Origin of the sequence: Clostridium sp. UBA5119 (genome assembly GCF_002414285.1) — a bacterium.
GTDB lineage: Bacteria > Bacillota > Clostridia > Clostridiales > Clostridiaceae > Clostridium_J > Clostridium_J sulfidigenes.
In genome coordinates, this window is sequence record NZ_DHYX01000098.1 from 64,963 (window position 1) to 69,128 (window position 4,166).

Here is a 4,166-nt window from a genome sequence, read left to right on the forward strand (position 1 = left end):
GGAGTGTCCTCCCGAGCAAAGGGAGAAAAAACTAAAGAGGAATGTTATATGAGTAAACTTAAGAAGAGATATAAAAACAAGAATAAATATAAAAACAAAAATGAAAAAACTATTAAGAAAAATAGAAGAATTTTTATGATTTCAGTTATAGGGTTATTCTTAATGATTACAGCTATTCTCATTAAGAATGATTTATTTAAAGAAACCATGGGGACAAAAAGTGGCAACTTCCCTAAAAAAGATGAAGAACCCTTTGAAGTAAAATTAACAGACAAGATAACCTATCTTCTATCTAAGAACCTTAACATAGGTGAAGATAGAATATCTATTCTAAATGTATCAGATATACAAAAGGATAAATTAGTCATGTTTATATATGAAGACAATGGTAGAAATTATGAGGGGTTATGCCAATTAAGTAAAGTAGAAAATTCTTATAACATTTTAGCAACTGCTATAAAAGAGGTAGATAAACATGCTCCTTTTACAGTGAATGTAATGGAAACAAAGGTAAGTGCTACTGAAAATTACAAAGTTCTTGGAGGAGTAATAAATGATGAAAATATAAAAAGCATAAATATTAACTTTACTAATAATACTATGACGAATATATTAATTGGAGAAGATAAATCATTCTTTTACGTAACAGAAGAAAATGAGATAGATATTTTAAATATAGAAGCATTAGACAATTCTCTTAAAATATTTTATAAATGGTACAGCAAAGAAAAAGGAATATAAGATAAAGATAAACTCGGTGAATATGTTAAAATTCATTGAGTTTATTTGTTTTAGCCATTATTATAAGTATATAGGGTAGTTTGAAATAATTTACATAATATTGTATACTGGCATAAGAGGGTGGAGGATATAATGGAGATGTTTTTACCTATAGTAATGTTTATTATAGGAATTATAGTAATAATAAAGGGCGGAGATATATTTGTAGACTCAGCTATGTGGATTGCTGAGATAACAGGAATACCAAAAATAATTATAGGAGCAACCATTGTAAGTTTAGCAACTACTCTTCCAGAGTTTTTTATAGCTTCAGTGGCAACTATTATGGGATCACCAGAGATTGCAGTAGGTAATGCTATAGGAGCAATAATTTGTAATACAGGACTTGTTCTTGCTATTTCAATGATTGCAATGCCTGTGGAGGTAGAGAAGAAGAGGTTTATGCCAAGAGCTTTTATGATGGTAGTATCTATGGTTTTACTATTACTTTTTTCTACAGATGGAAATATAGATAGAATAGAAGGGGTAGTCCTTTTAGGGTTATTTGTGTACTATATAAGAAAAAATATAAAGGGTGCTAAAAAGTCCCTTCAAATTCCTGATGAGACTGCTATGACTATAGATGAAATTAGTGTTAGAAGAAGAGTAAAAAAGAGAGAATTTGCAAAACATATAGTTGTATTTATAATAGGAGCAATACTTATAGGATGTGGAGCTAGGTTATTAGTTGTAAATGCGCAGATTATTGCCAGGAATTATGGAGTCACAGAAGGAGTAATTAGTTTAACTATTATGGCCTTAGGAACATCTTTACCAGAATTAGTTACTGTTTTAACTTCTATATATAAGAAGGAAAGTGGAGTAGCGGTTGGTAATGTTATTGGTGCAAACATACTAAATATAACTATGACTATAGCTGCTAGTAGTATTTTAGCTAGGGGTGGATTAGTACTAAACTCTAGAAATATTCATATATTTAACGCATCTTTTATAAGTTTTAATCAGACTATACTTTTAGATATTCCAGTGGCTCTATTATTGATGCTACTTATAATCTTACCTATATCAACTAATGGAAGATACTCTAAGAGAAATGGAATAATGCTTCTTAGCGTTTATATAATATACATAAGTTTTTTGATTTTGATAATATAAGGCATCTTCAAAAAATAAATAAGTCAGAATGCTCGTCTATTTTGTGTTATACTGTGTCAACAGAACCCTTAGATAGTGCTACTATCTGCAGAACCTGTTTCCTTGTCTAACTCAAAATATACTTCCCATCTTTGACTTGTTATTTATTTTCAGATACCTAATTAAATCGTTTTATAGGAGGTAATAAGAAATGACTAGTTCTATAAGTTTAAATATAAAGAACCTTCAAGAAGCAGTTACGGAGTCACATATAGATAATTTAAAACCTATGATAGAAGCAGCCCATAACACTCTGCATAACAGATGTGGTGCTGGCAATGAATTTTTAGGGTGGCTTGACCTACCAACTGATTATGATAAAGCTGAGTTTGAAAGAGTAAAGGTAGCAGCTAAAAAGATACAGGAAAATTCTAAAGTTCTTATAGTAATAGGCATTGGGGGTTCATACCTTGGAGCTAGAGCTGTCATAGAAGCAATGACAGGCCCCTTCTTTAATAGTATGGATGAGGATAAAAGAAAGGTTCCAGCAGTATACTTTTCAGGAAACAATATAAGTTCTACTTATCTGTCTCAACTTATACAGCTCATAGATGGGAAGGATTTTGCCATAAATGTTATTTCGAAATCAGGAACTACTACAGAGCCTGCCATAGCCTTTAGAATATTTAAAGAAATCATTGAGAAAAAGTACGGCAAAGAAGAAGCTAAAAATAGAATTTTTATAACAACGGATAAGGCAAAGGGAGCTCTTAAAAAATTAGCTGATACAGAAGGTTATGAAACATTTAGAATTCCTGATGATATCGGTGGAAGATTTTCCGTTTTAACACCAGTAGGATTACTTCCCATTGCAGTGGCAGGAATAAATATAGATGAGCTATTACAAGGTGCTAGAAATGGAAGAGAAAACTTTAGTAGTAAAGATGTACATAGAAATATTTGTTATAAATATGCAGCTGCAAGACATCTTTTATATGAAAGAGGAAAAACTACAGAAATTCTTGTAAACTATGAACCTTGTCTACAATACTTTGGAGAGTGGTTTAAGCAACTTTATGGAGAGAGTCAAGGTAAGGATGGAAAGGGTATATTCCCTGCATCCGTTAACTTTTCAACAGACCTTCACTCCATGGGTCAATATATTCAAGATGGAATGAGAAATATATTTGAAACTGTAATAAATGTAGAAGAACCACAAATAAATTTATCCATAAAGGAAGATGAAGAAAATGTGGATGGACTTAATTTCTTAGCAGGAAAGACTATAGATTTTGTAAATAAGAGAGCTATGGAGGGAACAGTCCTTGCTCATGTAGAAGGTGGAGTTCCTAATATAGTTATAAATATGAAAGCTTTAAATCCAGAAGCACTAGGAGAGCTTATATACTTCTTTGAAAAATCCTGTGCTTTAGGAGGATATTTATTAGGAATAAATCCTTTTGATCAAGAAGGGGTGGAAACCTATAAGAAAAACATGTTTGCTCTACTTGGCAAACCAGGTTATGAAGAACTTCAAAGGTCTCTAATAGAGAGGCTAGGTGATTAATGATGACTATTATAGTTGATGGTGATGGATGTGCAGGAAGGGGTATTATAGAAGAAGTAGCTAAGACTTATAAGGTTCCACTAAAAATTTATTGTGATATACATCATGTGATAAATTTAGAATATGGTGAAGTTGTAATTATGGATAGTGGCTTTCAAGCAGTGGATATGAAGGTTGCCAACGAAGCTAAAAAAGGAGATATAGTAGTAACTCAAGATTATGGAGTAGCAGCTATGGTTCTTGGTAAAAAATCCTATGCCATAAGTCCAAGGGGATATATATTTTCAGAGAACAATATAGATAAATTACTCTTTGAAAGACATATAAGTGCCAAGGTAAGACGTGGTGGAGGAAAGACAGGAAAGCATAAAAAAAGAAATGAAGATGACAATATAAGCCTTAGAGATAATTTAATAAAGCTTGTAGAAAGAAGTCTAAGAGAAGAATAGAAAAACATAAATTAAGAAAACACTTGTAGAAATATAATTTACAAGTGTTTTTTTACAAGGATTTTGTCTAATGAATTATTATATATAAAGACCTCCATAGGTTGTTACATAATATGTAAGTGTAGTATAATATAGCTATACTTATGTAAGAATATTATAACAATTTAATCAATTAGGGATGTATATGTACATTCTAGGGGGAATATGTATGAATGAAATGATTATTGGTACAAGCCTATCAAGTCCACAGGAGAAGGGGACTGAAATTAAGATAT

4 protein-coding genes are annotated in these 4,166 nt (G+C 31.3%); all 4 read left to right on the top strand.

Features of this window, described 5'->3' with window-relative positions:
* Positions 1 to 741 (top strand): hypothetical protein (locus B2671_RS15250; RefSeq protein WP_346871169.1); only part of this gene is annotated, 741 nt, incomplete at its 5' end.
* Positions 742 to 873: 132 nt separating this feature from the next.
* A complete protein-coding gene (locus B2671_RS15255) occupies positions 874 to 1,896 on the top strand; it encodes a calcium/sodium antiporter (RefSeq protein WP_346871170.1) in 1,023 nt (340 codons plus the stop codon).
* Between the two features lie 190 nt (positions 1,897 to 2,086).
* The gene (locus B2671_RS15260; protein ID WP_346871171.1) at positions 2,087 to 3,442 is read left to right on the top strand and encodes a glucose-6-phosphate isomerase; all 1,356 of its coding nucleotides are present in this window, start codon (positions 2,087 to 2,089) and stop codon (positions 3,440 to 3,442) included.
* Positions 3,443 to 3,444: 2 nt separating this feature from the next.
* Complete coding sequence (locus B2671_RS15265; protein WP_346871172.1) at positions 3,445 to 3,891, top strand: YaiI/YqxD family protein; 447 nt, start codon at positions 3,445 to 3,447, stop codon at positions 3,889 to 3,891.
* Positions 3,892 to 4,166: the final 275 nt, after the last annotated feature.